Below are 662 nucleotides of genomic sequence, written 5' to 3'. Positions count from 1 at the left end.
GATAGAGACTCTGTCATTAATACGACCACGAGTCTCAGCAGTTAAACGCTGCCGATAAGGCTTGGCTTTACGTCTGAGACACTGCCATAACCTGCCGCCCTTACGCTTGTTTGTCCATATATAGCGATAAATGCTCATATGACTGAGTCCACCATGAACACCTGCTATTTGCTGGGGACTCCAGTTCTCTTTAAGCTTGTCTGTGACCCAGTCCCATACGTCAGCGATGATGCTGAGCGCATTGTTTGATCGTCTTGCACAAGCTTTCTTGTGAGCGTTATTGACTCGGTAACCGCGCAGGCTTTTATTGCGTCTGATTTCTCTTAATATGGTACTGGGACTTCTGTTTAACGCCCGCGCTATAAAATTAATACTATGTTCTGCCCCTATAAGGGCATAAATCTGGTATCGTTCCCCTAGGCTTAGATGCGTATAGTTCATGGTTGCAATCTCACTTTGGTCGGTGGATAAAGACTTTGATGCTAGCGCATCTAGGTCTTTTTTTCACCTCATATTTGGTATTGCACTTCATGTGTTAATCTAAGAAGTCTTTGATGTCATCGAAGCTTTTCATGCTACCAGCCATTTGCTCAGCCAGTTTCTTGATGTCAGATTGAGTCGTCATTGCTTATTCTCCTGTTAGTGGATTATAAGCAGTTACA

Annotated in this window: 1 protein-coding gene; it reads right to left on the bottom strand. The window is 43.8% G+C overall.

Translation table 11 applies throughout. The features are described from left to right. Window positions 1-441 (bottom strand): helix-turn-helix domain-containing protein (locus AAEZ03_RS25720; RefSeq protein ID WP_350582529.1); only part of this gene is annotated, 441 nt, incomplete at its 3' end. Between the last annotated feature and the right edge of the window lie 221 nt (window positions 442-662).

The sequence above is a fragment of the Pseudomonas sp. HY2-MNA-CIBAN-0224 genome (assembly GCF_040310285.1).
Classification (GTDB): Bacteria; Pseudomonadota; Gammaproteobacteria; order Pseudomonadales; family Pseudomonadaceae; genus Aquipseudomonas; species Aquipseudomonas helleri.
Note: the sequence above shows the minus strand (reverse complement) of the source record. Positions and strands in the feature narration are given on the sequence as shown.